Below are 16,710 nucleotides of genomic sequence, written 5' to 3' on the forward strand. Positions count from 1 at the left end.
TTACGCCACGCTCGCCAGCCTCTCAACAATCCGCTGATGAATAAGACGGGCTAGACCGAGAACCATCATGACCGTCGGGATTGCAATCAAGGCGATGACAGTCGCGGCCAGCAATGCTTGCGCTCTCATCGTATCGCGAAAGAACATCACCGCAAACAGCGCGATCGAACATCCGAATTCCCATGGGATGGTCCAAAGCGACACATTCACAATTGCCGGTGCAGGATTATCGGTAAATACGCCCGGCAACTGCTCCACATAATATGCGAATACATTGAGGAAGTAGGCGAAGAATTCAGCGCTGGAGAAATACGCGGGCAACTCTTCGGTAGTGAGAAGAGGGCCGAGCACCAGCGCCGAAAGCGATACGACCACCAGAAGCGCCGGAAAGAACCTCAGGACGCGTAACAGGAAGTACTCCGAGAAACTCCTTGTCCGAAACAGGCTACCTGCGACCAGGAAGCCCCCCAGCACGAAAAACATTGGCAGGATTGGCAGGACGATGGAGCGGACCCAGGAGGCGTACACGCCGGTTTCGTATCGAAGACCATAGCTCGTGAAGACGCTGTGCCATCCAATCACACCAATGGCCAGAGTAATCCGGAGATAGTCGAAGCCATTTGTCGAGCCGCGATGAGCGCTCAACCGATCCCCGATTGTCAGCGTGGAATTCCTGACGCCAGCAGTCTGAGTAGATCGATCATCCTCGAATTTTACGTGCATCTGCAATTTAAGGCCGGCCTTCAATAAAACAACACACTAGACGGCCACCTTCCAAGGTAGTCGCCGTCAATTGAGGTCTATCATCAGTAAATTCGGTGCATTTCGCAATCAAGCCTGTTCGTTAATCTTAATGTTCGCACTATAGGATAATACGAAATCACCATAATCAGGCGGTTCCCTCTGCACGGATCGCATCGAAGTGCATGTTGCGTCATGGTCGGCCGCGGCGTGGGGTCGGCCTGGAACCGGGACGGCCTCCTCTGCTTGCGGGATTGGCAGAGCTGTTTAGATCGAGAAAAACCAGCTTGGCTCCGTAGGGGAGCGCGTGATGCCTCACACGGCGCGGCTGCATCGAACGCCTGCGGCGGTCACGCCAAAGCAGCGCCCCCAGGAGCAGCAGACTTGGCACCCATGCCAGCATCAATCCCAAAATCACGGCTTGAACTGTGGTCACTTGCGGTGGTCCTGTACCGACCTCGCCGAAGCGAGAACGCATCAATGTGACACCGTCCGCAGACCAAGACCTTCAGAAATCGTTGATTTATCGTCCACTTCAGTTTGAGAGTTGCGACGATGGGCTCAGAATTCCGAGACCAGCGCAGTAGTGATTGAACCTAATTCGAGACACTCGAACTAAAGCCGTCCTTGACCCACCTGTGGGCTCAGGACTTGCCGCTCGGAATCTTCGTTCCTAGGTTCATTGACGGGTGGAGACGCACCGAGGGAACAGACATGAGCCCGCAGACTGTCTTCGCAACTTTGTTTGTCGTATTTGCCATCGCTTCCATTTGCGCCGGACTGACCACCGCAAGGCAACTCGACATGCAGGCCTCCGGCGCTCGGATCACCTCGCGCGGCTAGCTCGCTGTCGCATCCTCGCGACCATCGCGCGGTGTAATACCGAAGACGCCACCGTTCGAGCGCGTCCCTCAGGAGCGCGGTAACCTTGCGAGGGGTTCGGGCCGGCCTTGAAGTTCCGGTTGCTGGGCCGCCGTTACTGGAGCCATTTTCGGTCAGACCCGATCAGACGGCCACGATCAGACGGCTCCTTTCCTGCCGGGATCGCCACGACAACGCCGTGCTTTCCGCAATTTCGACTTCATTGTCGTCTCGGTTGGGATTCCGGGAGTATGATGCCAGCCGGGAATTGCTTCCGTTGCCTGACAAGGGATGCGGCCGTCATGCCAAAAAAGGGAATCACCGGCCACGACGAATGGGTCGTCACGGAAGCGCTGGCGACGGCCCTGGTCGCGCTCGAGCAACTCGAACCGACCCAGCAGTCGCGCCAGCAGATGGACGACATCAGGAAATTGCTGGCGGCGAACTGCCAGCCCGGGACGATCAACCTGCATCTCGCCCAGGCCAAATGTCGGCTGAACCCCCACGCCGATCGCGCCGCCATCTACCGGGAGTATGGGTTCGAAGACTGGGAAGTCTGAAAGGCCGGCGGCTACGTTGCGCGCACGCGCGAGAAGCGGAAATCGGGAGGATATCAGGATGAAGCTGCCACATGCCTTTGCCGCGGCGATAGCCTTGACGGCTGCGACGATCGCCCTTGCCGCGCCGGCCCGAGCCCAGACCTACGACCCGAGCTATCCCGTATGCCTGCAGATCTACCAAGGCATCGTCGATTTCTATTTCGAGTGCAGCTATCGAACCATGGCGCAGTGCCAGATGTCGGCGTCGGGACGGGCGGCGCAGTGCGTGGTCAATCCCTATTACGGCGGGCAGAAATCGAAGCGCAAGCGCCAACCGTCCTATTACCGGTATTGAGAACGACCTGACGTCAGCCGGATAACTCGAGTCCTCCGCGTCCGGATCCTGCTCCGCTCAAACGGGCAAGCGCGCCTTGGCGGCAGTCTCGTGCCTCACCAGCCGTAGGTGCCTAGCGCGAGCGGCCTCTGGGGCACCTTCTCGGGCACCCTGGCGGTTCGCGTTCCATCGGATGTCAGGCAACGCCGGGCCGCCTCGATCTCCGCATCGCTCGCCCCCTTGGCCCGGGCCCACTGCTCCGCGGCGGGCGCGCTGTATTTTGCCACGTAGTAGCGCACGACGGGGCATGAAATTCGACGCAAGACGCCCGACTGTTCACCCCCAAACGCAGCGCCGGGCGCCCCCACGCATAGCGCCAGCACACAGACCCAACGCAAGTTCATCTGATTCCCCTCTATGTCATAGAGAGGTCACGTCTTGCTTCACTGCATCAAGTCCGATTGTGGGTTCCGCACGAGAAACCGAACAGGCTGTGCTGAGGCGGCAACGGTAGGCCTTGGCAAGATTCGCTGGCGAGACTCAAGTTCCCGTAACCCGCAGCTTTCCGCGATCATTAAAATTGATTGTTTACGAATAAAGCCGATGCTGGTTGTCACGCGATGGCAATTCGATAGCCTTGGCCATGCCCCGCCAGGCGTGAACTGCCGGTATCAGAATGGGATTCGAACGCCGATCTGTCGCCAGGACGACGATTTCAAAAAGCGCGCTGCTGTTTTTTGACGCGCAGCGCGGCGTCCTCACCTGCCGCGTTCAGGACATCACCAATTCCGGCGCCGGCATTGAACTCCACCATCTCAATCTTCTACCGGTCAATTTCGAATTGACCTTCGACAACTTCCACACCGTTCGGGAGTGCCGGGTGATCTGGCGGCAAGGCGATTTCGTCGGAGTCGCGTTTCAAAATTAATGGTGCCGCCGGCGCACAATTGCGCCGTGGAAGTCCTCCGCCGGACGGCTGCAGCCCGCCCTAGGCGACTTCGCTGATCCGGAAGTCATCGATCCGCTTGCCGGACTTCAGCTTGGCAGTGAGCCAGCGCGGCGTCTTCCCTCGCCCCGCCCAGGTCTCGTAGGGCCGATCGGGATTGCGGAATTTCGGCACGACGGTCGGATACGGACGCCGCCCGCCAGACGATTTCGTACGCTCACCCTCGATGCCGCCACCGAGTTGTTTCAGGCGATCTTCGAGAAGGCGCTTCTCCGCCAGCAAATAGGTTGCAAGCCTCGCGGCTACTTCCTCGTGCAGAGCCCACAGTTCATCCGTGGACATTGATTTAAGGTCATTTCGGTTCACGACCGTCCCCAATCATGATTCGACGGCTATCATCGTTCGCAGCAAACTTGAGCAGAATAAGGCGGTTTCACAGCTACTTTCAGGTCGAATGAAGTTTCGGTTGAGGCCATCGCTGCATAACGCGATACCGCAATCAACTTCAGGGTGCATTTTCTTATTCTTACGTCTTTCTCAACCTTTGATTGATCAAGACGCAAGGCTCGCGACGACGGGAAGCGGCCGCGCACTTGTCGACAGCTTCCTGATTGCGATTGTCTGATCGGCGCGAGCGCCCCGCCGAGTGTCGGAAAAATGGACGGCCGGTCGGCAGTCGGTCAACAGAAGAAGCTTCCGGGGTAGCCGGCTCGATTCCTTCTCACTTCCGAAATACCGCGCGTCTGTGGCCGCCGGGTGACATCGTCGGCGTGGTAATCCGCTAGGCTGGGTTACCCAAAATAGCCGAGCGCTCGTCTCCCTAGGGGTAGGTGAAGGGGCGGCGCCCGGCTACTCGGGCCGCGCGGCGGTGCGGCTCGTATAGGAACTCATTTCTGACTTAAGGAGGTTTTAAAAAAGCGTTCAACCGTAACGAATTAATACGGGCTCGATTCGGGAGTCGGCGCCGAAGCCGTAAGAGAACCGAGATCGCGTGAATTGGACGGAAATCCCGGCGATTTGGAACAGCGCGCCTGTGGCGCGTCTACCCGCCCCCCAAGCGCTTGCCGGTTGCTGGGATGAAACGCCGACCTAACGTGAATGTGGAATCCGTGAGGAGAAGACGAGGCCCGGAGTGCCTAGGAGTCCGGGCCTCGTGGCCTCCAGTGGTAGCACCCGTTGTGATGAACGAGCGCCCTGCCCCCCGCTGCAAGCGCGGCTGTTATGAGACGCGTTGTTCGCGCAGCCAATCCGTACGAGTACGGTAAGAGGGCACGTGAGCGATGGAGTGTGACAAATCGATCTGCATTGCGGAAGACGCCGCGCCTACCGTCGGTCGAACGGAATATATTGCTGATACTCCTTCGGCACCGAACTCCGGTAGCGCGCCGGAACCGTGCCGCGCTCGACCGAACGATCGATCTCCTGCTGCCGGGTCACCTTCGCAGATTTCTTTTTCTTCGGCGCGGCCTTCTCGCTTTCCGGGGCCGGTGTTTCCGGCGCGGCGGGAGAGGATGTTGCCGTTGTGGTGGTCCCGTCATCCGCCGCGCCCTGCGCGTGCGCGCGGCCGGCCAGAGTGAAGACAAGCGCCGCTGCCGACGCAGCCACCATGACACAGGACAAACTTCGCACCGCAAGCTCCGGCTCTGGCAGGCTCCGTTTTCAGCCCGATCCTATTATATCCGCAGCCGTCCGCACATGGGGACCTTGGCGACGCGGACCGGAACAACGGACCGGGTATGCTTGATCCGGCTGCAGGTCGTGAAAACGAAAGCCAGCCGGCTGCAGTACCAGTCCGGACCGAGGGCTGCGCTTGCCACCGGCTCCGGCGCGGACAGGCCGAACGCGGCGAAGCCGAAGGCGCAAGCCAGCGCGACCACGCCAACGGCGAGAACGAGGCTCTTGCGGGTCCACCAATTGGGGAACATGCCGGGCGCTCCTATTCTGGGAGCTTGTACAATAGGAGACGCCCTTCGCGTTCCCTGTGAACCGCTTCACACTACACGGGCTTGTGCACGCGCCCGATGGCGGGGGTATAACTCGCGCAAATACGTTGCGTACCCGCACCCCTTCATCAACAGTGACGAATCAGGGCGAGCGCGTGTGCGGGGCGTGCGATGGACGGACAAGAAAACGGACACGAAACCGGTGAGCCGGAAGCGACTTACGACTACCGGCGCTACCGGCAATTGCTGGCGGAGGCGGTCGACGAGACCAAGCGGCTCGAACTGATCGAGATCATGATCCGCGAGAAGGCACGCGACCGGCTGGAAGTCCAAAGGATGGCGGACCGGGTAGCGATGACGGTGATGACCGTAGCGCGCGTGCTCGGACCCGGCGGGCGCCGCGAAAGCGTCTAGGAACCAGCCGACCAGGGGGATGTAGTCCCGCTCATCAGGATCAGTTTGGGCCAGTTGCTTTTCGCGCAAGCCTCCCCTGCTGTGCCGGCCCCCTTTCGACGCTGGCATTTTGTCCCGGCTTCACTTACTTAGGCGCAATCCCGCGCCTGTGGCGCGCCCAACCCCAAGAGTGAAAGCGGCAAGGCCTCTTCAATATGAGTAATTTCAAGGAACCGGGTTTCGCGGATCGCCAGAAGGCCGCGATGCAGGCGCGGCAGAACATCCTGAACAAGTTTCGCGCCCAGCCGGGAGCTGACGATCCTGAGGTAAAGCGCCGTCAGGCCGAGCGCGAGGCCATTGCCGCGGCGCGGGCCAAGGCGAAGGAGACCAAGGAAGCAGAAAAGGCCGAGCAGAAGCGTCGCGAGGCCGAGGCCGCCGCCGCCGAAGCCGCCAGGATCGCGCGCGAGAAGGAAGAAGAGGCCGCCCGGCAGGCTGCGCTCGAAGCCGAGCAGAAGGCCAAGCGTGACGCGCGTTACGCTGCCCGCAAGAGCAAAGGCAAGAAGAGGTAGGCCGAGAGCCGTTCGCGATCTCCGGTCATTCCGGGCCGGTCGCGGGTGCCAGACTTGGTCTCTTGAGATGCCCGGGGGCGCCGCTGCGGTTCAATGCAGCGCACTGCCCCCGGAATGACGGCGCGACTCAGTTCTTTTTCATGCCGTCTTTCATCATGCCGTCATGCTTCATGCCGTCCTTTTTCATGCCGTCCTTCATGCCCTCGTCCTTTTTCATCGCGTCCTTGGACATGGTTTCCTTCTTCATGCCGTCCTCCTTGCCCATCTTGTCCTGGGCGAAGGTTGCCGGCGCGAATGCCAGGCTGAGCGAAACCAGCGCGGCAGAAAGGCCGAGGGTGATGCGGGTGGTGGTGGTCATGGGTGGTCATCCTTTGGGTCGGTTTCTGAGGTGCGACGTCTGCCGCTCCCTCAACGACGATCCCGCGACCGGTTTCGTTACTCCCGCCGGCAGTACTTCCTGCGTCCTCACGGTTAGTTGAAGCGGGCAATTTGATGGCAACGAACCCGCCACGCAGCCCAAGGTTGGACGCATTCTTGACGGAGTCTTCTGCGAACGCCGTTCCCCGGCGTACGCCGCAGCGCTATAGCTCCCCAACATGGGTGGGGAGGCTCGCCGTGGCGCGCCGCCTCGACCTATCACGTCGACTAGAACTATCAGACTAGAGCTACTTCGGTTGGAGACCGGCTAAAATGGGCTGACGCCGGTCACGATCGTCGACCCAAGAACCAATCCGCAGGGGAAGAACCATGCTCACACGCCGTCATATCATCGCATCCGCAATCGCCGCGCCCGCCGTACTTCGTTTCGGCACCGGTACCGCCCATGCCGCCACCACGCTGAAGATCTCGCATCAGTTCCCGGGTGGCACCATCGACAAGGGCGACTTCCGCGACCGCCTCTGCCGCATGTTTGCGGCCGAAGTCGCCAAACGCAGCGGCGGCGAGATCGCGGCCGAAATCTACCCGAACTCCTCGCTGATCAAGACCAACGCCCAGTTCTCGGCGATGCGCAAGGGCGCGCTCGACATCAGCCTGTACCCGATGCCCTATGCCGGCGGTGAACTGCCGGAGACCAATATCGGCCTGATGCCGGGCCTGGTCGCCACCTACGACCAGGGCTTGAAATGGAAGAAGGAGCCGGTCGGCAAGGCGCTGACCGACTTCCTCGCCGACAAGGGCATCATCCTGCTGACCTGGGTCTGGCAGGCCGGCGGCGTCGCCAGCCGCTCGAGGCCGATCGTCGCCCCCGAAGACGCCAAGGGGCTTAAGGTGCGCGGCGGCTCGCGCGAGATGGACATGGTGCTGCAGACCGCGGGCGCTGCCGTGCTCTCGGTGCCGTCGAACGAAATCTACGCCGCGATGCAGACCGGCGCCTGCGACGCCGGCATCACCTCCTCCACCAGCCTGATCTCGTTCCGCCTCGAAGAGGTCGCGAAGGCCCTGACGTCGGGTGCCGGTGCCTCCTACTGGTTCATGCTGGAGCCGCTGATGATGTCGAAGGCGATCTTCGACAAGCTGCCGAAGAACCAGCAGGACATCATCCTTTCGGTCGGCACCGAACTGGAAGCGTTCGGCCGCAAGGGCGCGCAGGACGACGACATCGAGGTCGCCAAGGTCTATGAGAAGGCCGGCGCCAAGGTCAGCAAGCTCGATGTCGCGACCGTCGGCAAGTGGCGGGACATTGCCCGCGATACCGCGTGGAAGGACTACAGCGCCAAGACCGCCACGTCGGCCAATCTGCTGAAGCTCGCCAGCGACGTCTCCGCGTGATGCACGGTCCGCTTCCGGATCAGCAGGACAAATTCGAGGCCGCCCCGAGCAACCCGCTCGTGGCGGCGCTCGGCAAGACGCTGGCGCTGTGCAACAGCGTCATCGTGGTGTTTGCCGCGCTGGCGCTGATCGCGGCCTGCGTGATCCTCAGTTACAGCGTGCTCGGCCGCGCCCTCTTCCACAGCCCCAATTACTGGCAGGACGAAGCGGCGGTGTTTCTGCTCGTCGGCGCCACCTTCATGACCGCGGCCTACGTGCAGGGCCAGCGCGGCCATATCGGCATCGAGGCCTTTGTCGGTCTGATGTCGCCGCTCGTCAATCGCATCCGGCTATGGCTGGTCGATGTCGCGAGCCTGTTGTTCTGTGCCTTCTTCGCCTGGAAATCCTGGACGCTGGCGCATGAAGCCTATGTCGACGGCCAGGTCTCGAATTCGATGTGGTCGCCGCCGCTTGCCATTCCCTACGTGCTGATGGCCTTGGGCATGACGCTGCTTTGCCTGCAAATCCTGTTGCAGATCATTATTCCCATTGCTGGTGCTTCACGTCGATGAGCGTTCTCGGAATTGGTGTCAGTTACGGCCTTGCGACGCTGTTCGCGATGTTTTCCGGAATGCCTATTGCCTTTGCTTTGGGCGCCGTCGCCGTCGTTTTCATGGCCATCTTCATGCCGACGGCCTCCCTCGATACCGTGACGCAAAACGTCTACGAGGAAATGGCCTCGATCACGCTGCTGTCGATCCCGCTGTTCATCCTCAAGGGCGCGGCGATCGGCAAGTCCCGCGCCGGTCAGGATCTCTATTCCGCGCTGCATGCCTGGCTGCACCGCGTGCCCGGCGGCCTCGGCGTTGCCAACGTATTCGCCTGCGCGCTGTTTGCGGCCATGGCGGGCTCTTCGCCGGCGACCTGTTCCGCGATCGGTTCGGCCGGCATTCCCGAGATGCGCAAGCGCGGCTATTCGGGCGGCTTTGCCGCGGGGATCATCGCCGCCGGCGGCACGCTCGGCATCCTGCTGCCGCCCTCGATCACCATGATCCTGTTCGCGGTCGCCGCGGAGAAGTCGCTGGGGCGGCTGTTCCTCGCCGGCATCGGCCCGGGCTTGCTGCTGGTGACGCTGTTCGGCGTCTATGCGGTGCTGCGCTTCCGCAAGGAATATGCGGCCGCCCATGAGCTTTACGAAAAGAGCGGAACGGAAGCCGCGATCCTGCAGCGCGACGAGTTCACGATGGCCGAGCGCTTCACCATGCTGCCGCGGGTGATCCCGTTCGTGCTGCTGCTGACGGGCGTGATGATCGCGCTCTATGGCGGCTACGCGACACCGTCGGAGACCGCAGGGCTCGGCGGCCTGCTGGCGCTGGTGCTGATCGCCGTGATCTACAGCGTGTGGCGGCCGAGCGACCTGTCGCCGATCCTGAAATCCACCATCCGCGAATCCACCATGCTGATGATGATCATCGGCATGTCGCTGCTCTACTCCTACGTGATGAGCTATCTGCACATCTCGCAGTCGGCAGCGGAATCCATCGTCGCCATGCACCTGCCGCGCTGGGAACTGTTGGCTGCGATCCTGGTGATGGTGGTGGTGCTTGGCTTCTTCCTGCCGCCGGTGTCGATCATCCTGATGACCGCGCCGATCATCCTGCCGCCGCTGCGCGCCGCCAATTTCGACATCATCTGGTTTGGCGTCGTCATGACCATCGTCATGGAAATGGGACTGATCCACCCGCCGGTCGGGTTGAACATCTTCGTCATCCGCAATGTCGCGCCCGACATTCCCCTCAGCGAGGTGATCTGGGGCACCCTGCCCTTCGTGCTGCTGATGATGCTGGCGGTGCTGCTGCTGTGCTTCTTCCCGGCAATATCCACCTGGCTGCCGGATCTCGTGATGGGTCCGGATGGGGGACGGTGAGACTGGCGAATGGTGAGTAGCGGATGGATGGCTCCATTCGCTATTCGCCTCTCTGCTCGCCCCCGACCACCTGCAACAGGTCTGTCCTGACCGCCTCGATATGCTGCTCCAGGAACCGGCAGGCCTCGTCGATCTCCTTCGCCCGGCATAGCGCGATCAGATGGGCGTGCTCCTTTTCGGCCGTCCCCATCGCCTTGGTGTTGGAGAGTTGCAGGCGCGTGTAGCGGTCGCTGGTCTGCAATAGCGACACCACGATCGCCCTGGTGCGCGGCCGCCGCGCGTGAACGTACAGCGTCATGTGGAAGTCGGCGTTGAGCTGGCCCCATTCGCTGACATTGCCGGCTTCGATCGCCTTCTCGAAGCGGCTCTGGATATCATCCAGCCCGGCGAAATCTTCGTCCGTGAAATGCGGCGCGGATTGCGCCAGCAGCAGCGGCTCCATGATCCCGCGCAGGTCGAACACGTCGTTGATCTCGTCCAGCGACAGCTCGGACACGATGGCGCCCTTTTGCGGAACGATGCGCACCAGCCCTTCGGCCTCGAGCTGGAACAGCGCCTCGCGCACGGGAATGCGGCTGACACCGTAGACCTCGCCGAGCGCATCCTGGCGCAGCTGCGAACCGGCCGGATAGGTGCCGTCGAGGATGGCCTGCCGGAGCTGGTCGACGATCGCGGCCGACAACGTCCGGTGCTTCAGGGGGCCCTTCATTTGAACTTCCATGGTCATTCGCCGGCCTTTCCGATCGGGGCGGCCCCTATCTCGCATGCTGATGTGGTCTCGACCCAGCGAAAGCTTGTTCAACTCCGGCAATCCTCAGTTGACCAAGATGTATAAATTATACTATCGCTCTGAAGCGGGAGGTCGAAGACAGGATGGCGAAAGCGCTGAAGAGCCGGCCAGCGCTACCGGGGCCGAAGGCCGCGTAAGCGGCCTACTTCGCCGTCCCCGCTTTCGCGTTCAGCGCCGCCGCGACGCGGCTGACCGGGGGCCGGCCGATCAGTCCGCTCACCACATTGGTCGCCGCTACCAGCTTTGTCATGTCGACGCCGGTCGCAATGCCCATGCCTTCGAGCATGTAGACGACATCCTCGGTCGCGACGTTCCCCGTCGCGCCGGGGGCGTAGGGGCAGCCGCCGAGACCGCCGGCGGCGGAATCGATCACGCGGCAGCCTTCCTCCATCCCGGCATAGAGGTTGGCGAGCGCCTGGCCATAGGTGTCGTGGAAATGCATCGCGAGCTTGGCCATTGGCACGTCGCCGGCGACGGCGCGCAATAGCTGCCGCGCCTTCAGGGGCGTGCCGACGCCGATGGTGTCGCCGAGCGAGATTTCGTAGCAGCCGAGATCCCACAGCACTTTTGCGATATCGACCACCGCCTGCGGCTTGATCTCGCCCTCATAGGGGCAGCCGAGCACGGTGGAGATATAGCCGCGCACCTTGACGCCGTCGGCCCTGGCGCGGGCCAGCACCGGCTTGAACCGTTCGATCGATTCCGCGATCGAGCAGTTGATGTTGGCGCGCGAAAAACTTCCCGAGGCGGCGGCGAACACCGCGATCAGTTTGGCGCCGGCCGCCTGCGACGCTTCATAGCCCTTCTCGTTCGGCACCAGCACCGGAAGCTCGCAATCGCGGTGATGGCTGACGCCCTGCAGGACCTCGGCCGATCCGACCATCTGCGGGATCGCCTTGGGCGACACGAACGCCCCGACCTCGACTGCTTTCAACCCGGCGCCGATCAGCGCCTCCACGAACGCGATCCGGTCGGCGACGCCGATCGGCGTCTTTTCGTTCTGCAGCCCGTCGCGCGGACCGACCTCGACGATCTGGACGCGGTCGCTCATGACGCGGCCGCCGGTTCGACTTCGGCGAGTTCGACGCCCTCGCCGACGATATCGCCGACCTTGCACTTGATCTTCTTCAACGTGCCCGCAAACGGCGCGCGCAGCGTCTGCTCCATCTTCATGACTTCGAGCGTCAGGATCGCCGCGCCCTTCTCCAGCTTGGCGCCCTCCTCCGCCAGCAACGCCACCACTGTCCCCGGCAGGGGTGCCACGATCTTGTCCTCGCCGACCTGCTCCTCGGTCTCGCCGCCGAACGGGTCGACCCAGTGCAGGTCGAAACGGCCGTTGCGGGTGCGCAGATAGAGTTCGTGGCCCTCGATCACGGCGGTGACGCGCGACTTCACGCCGTCGATGGTCAGGTCGAAGCTGCCGCCATCGGCCGGCGAGATCGCGAAGGCAAACTGGTGCTTGCCAATCGACAGCGTCAACGGTCCATTGCCATAGCGCAGCGTCACCTTGTGCTCAGGCCCCTGCCCCTGGCGGAACGAAAACACCCGTTGCCGCTGGCCGACCGGCATCCATCCAAAGGTCTGCCACGGCGATCGGGCTTCCTTGTTCGCTGCTCTCCGCTCGTCGTTGACGATGGCCGCGACCGCGGCGCAAAGCTCGATATCGCCGGCGGTGCCGGAGAATTCCGTCAGCTTCTTCAGCTCGCGTTCGATAAAGCCGGTGTCGATCGTGTTGGCGCGCACGTTCGGATGCGTGATAAGCGCCGACAGGAACGGGATGTTGGTGACGATGCCACGCACATCGGTCTCTTCCAGCCCGCGGTTGAGCCGCTCGATCGCGGCCTGGCGGGTCGGCGCCCAGGCGATCACCTTGGCCAGCATGGCATCATAGTACGGCGATACGGCATCGCCGGCGCGATAGCCGGCGTCGATCCGCAAGCCGTCGACGGCATCCGGCGTGTTCCAGGTCCTGATCCGGCCGACCGAGGGCATGAAGTTCTTCTGCGGATTTTCGGCATAGACCCGCGCCTCGATGGCGTGGCCGTTCAGAGTGATCTCGTTTTGCTTGAGCGGCAGCGCTTCGCCGAACGCCACCCGCAACTGCCATTCCACGAGATCGACGCCGGTGATCAGTTCGGTGACGGGATGCTCGACCTGCAGGCGGGTGTTCATTTCGATGAAGAACACTTCCTTGCCGTCGGAGACGAATTCGATGGTGCCGGCGCCGACATAGCTCACGGCCGCAGCCGCCTTGCGCGCGGCTTCACACACCGCTTCGCGTTGTTTCTCGCCGAGCGTCGGCGACGGCGCCTCCTCGATCACCTTCTGGTGCCGCCGCTGCAACGTGCATTCGCGTTCCCACAGCGAGAGCAGATTGCCGTGGCTGTCGCCGATGATCTGCACCTCGATGTGCCGGGGATTCTGCACATATTTCTCGATCAGCATCCGATCGTCGCCGAACGCAGCCTTGGCCTCGCGCTTGGCGCTGACGATCGCCGCCGCAAGCTCGCCGGCCGAATTGACCACGCGCATGCCGCGACCGCCGCCGCCGGCGGAAGCCTTCACCAGCACGGGGAAGCCGATCTTGTTGGCGGCGTTGGACAGTGTCGCGTCGTCCTGCGCCTCGCCGTGATAGCCGGGCACCAGCGGCACCCCGGCCTTTTCCATCAGCGCCTTCGAGCCGGATTTCGACCCCATTGCCGTCATCATCCCGGCGGTCGGCCCGACGAACACCAGTCCGGCCTTCAGGCAGGCATCGGCGAACTCGGCATTTTCGGACAGGAAGCCGTAGCCGGGATGAACCGCCTCGGCGCCGGTCTTTCGCGCGGCCTCGATCACGCGCTCGATGTTGAGATAACTGTCGCGCGCCCTGGCGGGTCCGAGCAGCACGGCTTCATCGGCGAGCGCGACATGCATGGCGTCGCGATCGGCTTCCGAATAGACCGCGACGGTGCGCAGGCCCATGGCACGCGCGGAACGGATGACGCGGCAGGCGATTTCGCCGCGGTTGGCGATCAGCAGGGTGCGGAAACGCCGGTAGAGTTTTGCGCGGTCCATCGTCACATCCTGAACAGGCCGAATTTGGTTGGTTCGATCGGCGCATTGGCCGCCGCGGAAAGGCCAAGGCCGAGCACCAGCCGCGTGTCGGCTGGATCGATCACGCCGTCGTCCCACAGCCGCGCGGTGGCGTAATAGGGATTGCCCTGGCTTTCGTACTGCGCCCGGATCGGACTGCGGAACTTCTCTTCCTCTTCCGCCGACCAGGTTTCGCCCTTGGCTTCGATGTTGTCGCGGCGGACCTGGCTCAGCACCATCGATGCCTGCTCGCCGCCCATCACCGAGATGCGGGCATTCGGCCACAGCCAGAGGAAGCGCGGACTGTAGGAGCGGCCGCACATGCCGTAATTGCCGGCGCCGTAGGAGCCGCCGATCACGACGGTGAATTTCGGCACGCCGGCTGTCGCCACCGCCGTCACCAGCTTGGCGCCGTCGCGCGCGATGCCGCCGGCCTCGTACTTCTTGCCGACCATGAAGCCGGTGATGTTCTGCAGGAACACCAGCGGGATGTTGCGCTGGCAGCACAATTCGATGAAGTGCGCGCCCTTCAGCGAGCTCTCGCTGAACAGGATTCCGTTATTGGCGATGATGCCGACGGGATAACCCCAGATGTGGGCGAAGCCGCAGATCAGCGTGGTGCCATAGAGCTTCTTGAACTCGTCGAACTCCGAACCGTCGACGACCCGCGCGATGATGTCGTGGACGTCGAACGGCTTGCGGCCGTCGGCTGAGACGACGCCGTAGATTTGCTCGGCCGGAAACAGCGGCTCCCGCACATCGCGCATGTTGAGCGCGGCCCTGGTCGGCTGCTTCAGCGTGGCGACGATGCGTCGCGCGATGCCGATCGCATGCGCATCGTTCTGCGCGTAGTGGTCGGTCACCCCCGACTGGCGGGAATGCACGTCGGCACCGCCGAGTTCCTCGGCGGAGACCACCTCGCCGGTCGCGGCCTTCACCAGCGGCGGGCCGCCGAGGAAGATGGTGCCCTGGTTGCGCACGATGATGCTCTCGTCCGACATCGCCGGCACATAGGCGCCGCCGGCGGTGCAGGAGCCCATCACGATGGCGATCTGCGGAATGCCCATCGAGGACATCTGCGCCTGATTATAGAAGATGCGGCCGAAATGCCGCTCGTCCGGAAAAATCTCGTCCTGCATCGGCAGGAAGGCGCCGCCGGAATCGACCATGTAGACGCAGGGCAGATTGTTCTGCCGCGCGACATCCTGCGCGCGCAGATGCTTCTTCACCGTCATCGGATAATAGGTACCGCCCTTGATCGTCGCATCGTTGGCGACGATGATGCATTCGCGGCCCGAAATGCGCCCGACCCCGGTGATGACGCTCGCCGAATGGACGTCGCCGCCATAGAGGCCGTTGGCCGCAAGCGGCGACAATTCGAGAAAGGCGGTGCCGGGATCGACCAGCAGGTCGACGCGCTCGCGCGCCAGCATCTTGCCGCGCGACGTATGCCGCTTGCGCGATGCCTCGCCGCCGCCGCCGGAGACCACCTTGAGCCTGTCGCGCAGCTCGGCCACGAGCGCGCGCATCACATCGGCGTTGCGGGCGAATTCGGAGGATGTGGGATCGATGGTGGAATGAAGCGGCATGGTCGGCGTTTCTTTGAATGCTGGAGTGCCGTTGGGAGCAGGAGGTTGGAACCGTACCTTCGAAGGAGATACGGCAGCCTGTACCATCTTGGGCCGATTGTGAAGTTCAAGCCGTCTTTTCGAACAGCTCCCGGCCGATCAGCATGCGGCGGATTTCGCTGGTGCCGGCGCCGATCTCGTAGAGTTTGGCGTCGCGGAGCAGCCGGCCGGTCGGGTAGTCGTTGATGTAGCCGTTGCCGCCGAGCAGCTGGATGGCGTCGAGCGCGCACTGGGTCGCCTTCTCGGCCGCATAGAGGATGGCGCCGGCGGCATCCTCGCGCGTGGTCTCGCCGCGGTCGCAGGCTTTCGCCACCGCGTAGACGTAGGCGCGCGAGGCGTTCATGGTGGTGTACATGTCGGCGATCTTGCCCTGCACCAACTGGAAGGTGCCGATCGGCTCGCCGAACTGCTTGCGCTCGTGCACGTAGGGCAGCACCACGTCCATGCAGGCCTGCATGATGCCGATCGGGCCGGCCGCCAGCACCGCGCGCTCATAGTCGAGGCCGCTCATCAACACGTTGACGCCGCGGCCGACCTCGCTGAGCACGTTCTCCTCCGGCACCTCGCAATCCTGGAACAGCAGTTCGCAGGTATCGGAGCCGCGCATGCCGAGCTTGTCGAGCTTCTGGGCGGTGGAAAAGCCCTTCATGCCCTTTTCGATGATGAAGGCGGTCATGCCGCGCGGGCCGGCCTCGGGATTGGTCTTGGCGTAGACCACGAGCGTATCGGCGACCGGGCCGTTGGTGATCCACATCTTGTTGCCGTTGAGCACGAAGCGGTCGCCCTTCTTCTCGGCCCGGGTCTTCATCGAGACCACGTCGGAACCGGCACCCGGCTCCGACATCGCGAGCGAGCCGACATGCTCGCCCGAGATCAGTTTTGGCAGGTATTTCCGCTTCTGCGCCTCATTGCCGTTGCGGCGGATCTGGTTGACGCAGAGGTTGGAATGGGCGCCGTAGGACAGCCCGACGGCGGCGGAGGCGCGGGACATCTCTTCCACCGCGATGCAGTGCTCGAGATAGCCGAGGCCGGTGCCGCCATACTCCTCCTCCACCGTGATGCCGTGCAGGCCGAGCGATCCAATTTTGGGCCAAAGGTCGCGCGGAAACTGATTGCTGCGGTCGATCTCGGCGGCGCGCGGGGCGATCTCGTTCTGCGAGAACGCATGCACCGTCTCGCGGATCGCATCCGCGGTCTCGCCGAGGTCGAAATTGA

20 protein-coding genes are annotated in these 16,710 nt (G+C 62.9%); 9 read left to right on the forward strand and 11 right to left on the reverse strand.

The genetic code is table 11. The features are described from left to right. The gene (locus V7E26_RS23475; protein ID WP_324420759.1) at positions 1-747 is read right to left on the reverse strand and encodes an acyltransferase family protein; all 747 of its coding nucleotides are present in this window, start codon (positions 745-747) and stop codon (positions 1-3) included. Between the two features lie 708 nt (positions 748-1,455). On the opposite strand from V7E26_RS23475, the gene V7E26_RS23480 reads away from it, so the two are divergent. From V7E26_RS23480 to V7E26_RS23490, 3 genes are all read left to right on the forward strand, one after another. Further along, positions 1,456-1,584: a hypothetical protein gene (locus V7E26_RS23480; RefSeq protein ID WP_324420761.1), complete on the forward strand. Its 129-nt coding sequence runs from the start codon at positions 1,456-1,458 to the stop codon at positions 1,582-1,584. A 320-nt stretch (positions 1,585-1,904) separates the two neighbouring features. Then, positions 1,905-2,162, forward strand: coding sequence for a hypothetical protein (locus tag V7E26_RS23485; protein WP_324420763.1), 258 nt, complete (start codon positions 1,905-1,907; stop codon positions 2,160-2,162). Between the two features lie 58 nt (positions 2,163-2,220). Beyond that, positions 2,221-2,496: a DUF3551 domain-containing protein gene (locus V7E26_RS23490; RefSeq protein ID WP_324420765.1), complete on the forward strand. Its 276-nt coding sequence runs from the start codon at positions 2,221-2,223 to the stop codon at positions 2,494-2,496. 95 nt (positions 2,497-2,591) lie between these two features. Here V7E26_RS23490 and V7E26_RS23495 read toward each other — a convergent pair whose 3' ends face one another. Next, positions 2,592-2,879, reverse strand: coding sequence for a hypothetical protein (locus V7E26_RS23495; protein ID WP_442893463.1), 288 nt, complete (start codon positions 2,877-2,879; stop codon positions 2,592-2,594). 272 nt (positions 2,880-3,151) lie between these two features. Here V7E26_RS23495 and V7E26_RS30070 point away from each other — a divergent pair, with 272 nt between their 5' ends. Beyond that, the gene (locus tag V7E26_RS30070) at positions 3,152-3,403 is read left to right on the forward strand and encodes a PilZ domain-containing protein (protein ID WP_442893464.1); all 252 of its coding nucleotides are present in this window, start codon (positions 3,152-3,154) and stop codon (positions 3,401-3,403) included. Positions 3,404-3,463: 60 nt separating this feature from the next. On the opposite strand, the gene V7E26_RS23500 is transcribed toward V7E26_RS30070, so the two are convergent. The 3 genes from V7E26_RS23500 to V7E26_RS23510 form a co-directional block, all read right to left on the reverse strand. Then, positions 3,464-3,763, reverse strand: coding sequence for an H-NS histone family protein (locus V7E26_RS23500; RefSeq protein ID WP_324420767.1), 300 nt, complete (start codon positions 3,761-3,763; stop codon positions 3,464-3,466). Positions 3,764-4,744: 981 nt separating this feature from the next. Beyond that, a complete protein-coding gene (locus tag V7E26_RS23505) occupies positions 4,745-5,050 on the reverse strand; it encodes a hypothetical protein (RefSeq protein WP_324420769.1) in 306 nt (101 codons plus the stop codon). A gap of 44 nt (positions 5,051-5,094) precedes the next feature. Further along, positions 5,095-5,346, reverse strand: a complete 252-nt coding sequence (locus V7E26_RS23510; RefSeq protein ID WP_324420771.1) for a hypothetical protein — start codon at positions 5,344-5,346, stop codon at positions 5,095-5,097. 189 nt (positions 5,347-5,535) lie between these two features. On the opposite strand from V7E26_RS23510, the gene V7E26_RS23515 reads away from it, so the two are divergent. Both V7E26_RS23515 and V7E26_RS23520 read left to right on the forward strand, forming a co-directional pair. After that, a complete protein-coding gene (locus tag V7E26_RS23515) occupies positions 5,536-5,778 on the forward strand; it encodes a hypothetical protein (protein ID WP_324420773.1) in 243 nt (80 codons plus the stop codon). 194 nt (positions 5,779-5,972) lie between these two features. Beyond that, on the forward strand, positions 5,973-6,326 hold the full coding sequence (locus V7E26_RS23520) for a DUF6481 family protein (RefSeq protein WP_324420774.1): 354 nt from the start codon (positions 5,973-5,975) through the stop codon (positions 6,324-6,326). 127 nt (positions 6,327-6,453) lie between these two features. Here V7E26_RS23520 and V7E26_RS23525 read toward each other — a convergent pair whose 3' ends face one another. After that, on the reverse strand, positions 6,454-6,684 hold the full coding sequence (locus V7E26_RS23525; protein WP_324420776.1) for a pentapeptide MXKDX repeat protein: 231 nt from the start codon (positions 6,682-6,684) through the stop codon (positions 6,454-6,456). A 389-nt stretch (positions 6,685-7,073) separates the two neighbouring features. On the opposite strand from V7E26_RS23525, the gene V7E26_RS23530 reads away from it, so the two are divergent. Genes V7E26_RS23530 through V7E26_RS23540 form a run of 3 tightly spaced genes read left to right on the forward strand, consistent with a single transcriptional unit; the run spans position 7,074 to position 10,002 of the window. Continuing rightward, entirely contained in the window at positions 7,074-8,096 is a 1,023-nt protein-coding gene (locus V7E26_RS23530; RefSeq protein WP_324420778.1) for a TRAP transporter substrate-binding protein, read from the forward strand. Beyond that, on the forward strand, positions 8,093-8,647 hold the full coding sequence (locus tag V7E26_RS23535) for a TRAP transporter small permease (RefSeq protein ID WP_324420780.1): 555 nt from the start codon (positions 8,093-8,095) through the stop codon (positions 8,645-8,647). Before V7E26_RS23530 ends, V7E26_RS23535 begins: the two co-directional genes overlap by 4 nt. Further along, on the forward strand, positions 8,644-10,002 hold the full coding sequence (locus V7E26_RS23540) for a TRAP transporter large permease (RefSeq protein ID WP_324420782.1): 1,359 nt from the start codon (positions 8,644-8,646) through the stop codon (positions 10,000-10,002). The genes V7E26_RS23535 and V7E26_RS23540 overlap by 4 nt, the downstream gene beginning before the upstream one ends. Positions 10,003-10,042: 40 nt before the next feature. Here the strand turns inward: V7E26_RS23540 and V7E26_RS23545 are convergent, their stop codons facing one another. The 5 genes from V7E26_RS23545 to V7E26_RS23565 all read right to left on the reverse strand — a co-directional run. Beyond that, complete coding sequence (locus V7E26_RS23545) at positions 10,043-10,711, reverse strand: GntR family transcriptional regulator (RefSeq protein ID WP_324420794.1); 669 nt, start codon at positions 10,709-10,711, stop codon at positions 10,043-10,045. Positions 10,712-10,934: 223 nt separating this feature from the next. Next, on the reverse strand, positions 10,935-11,843 hold the full coding sequence (locus V7E26_RS23550; RefSeq protein ID WP_324420784.1) for a hydroxymethylglutaryl-CoA lyase: 909 nt from the start codon (positions 11,841-11,843) through the stop codon (positions 10,935-10,937). Continuing rightward, a complete protein-coding gene (locus V7E26_RS23555; RefSeq protein ID WP_324420786.1) occupies positions 11,840-13,849 on the reverse strand; it encodes an acetyl/propionyl/methylcrotonyl-CoA carboxylase subunit alpha in 2,010 nt (669 codons plus the stop codon). Before V7E26_RS23555 ends, V7E26_RS23550 begins: the two co-directional genes overlap by 4 nt. 2 nt (positions 13,850-13,851) lie before the next feature. Then, the gene (locus V7E26_RS23560) at positions 13,852-15,456 is read right to left on the reverse strand and encodes a carboxyl transferase domain-containing protein (RefSeq protein ID WP_324420788.1); all 1,605 of its coding nucleotides are present in this window, start codon (positions 15,454-15,456) and stop codon (positions 13,852-13,854) included. A 106-nt stretch (positions 15,457-15,562) separates the two neighbouring features. Beyond that, positions 15,563-16,710, reverse strand: a 1,148-nt coding sequence (locus V7E26_RS23565; protein ID WP_324420790.1) for an isovaleryl-CoA dehydrogenase, incomplete at its 5' end; no start/stop codon positions are given.

The sequence above is a fragment of the Bradyrhizobium sp. genome (genome assembly GCF_036735945.1).
Classification (GTDB): Bacteria; Pseudomonadota; Alphaproteobacteria; order Rhizobiales; family Xanthobacteraceae; genus Bradyrhizobium.